Consider the following 238-nt stretch of genomic DNA (forward strand, 5'->3'; position numbering starts at 1 on the left):
TTTCTTCGGGGTTTCCTGTGGATTGCACAGGATGCCAATCAGTGGGGTTGTATGGCGGTTTACCAGCCTTGAGCCAGAGCCGCTTGTAAGCGACCCACAACTCGTTGTGCTTGTATTTCGGCATGGCGAACACGTTCAGGTGCTGCCAGTCCTTACGACCGTCGATCAGCCACAGATAGAACGCTTCGAAGTTCCGTTCGCCAACGTCACTGATAGCGCAATACTGCTCGACCAGTTC

The 238-nt window shown here is 53.8% G+C and carries 1 protein-coding gene; it reads right to left on the bottom strand.

Annotation, left to right across the window (positions count from 1 at the left end; genetic code table 11):
* A partial coding sequence (locus Q5762_RS39595) for a hypothetical protein (RefSeq protein WP_315897162.1) occupies nucleotides 1–238 on the bottom strand: 238 nt, incomplete at both ends.

The organism is Streptomyces sp. P9(2023), assembly GCF_032436795.1.
Lineage (GTDB): Bacteria > Actinomycetota > Actinomycetes > Streptomycetales > Streptomycetaceae > Streptomyces.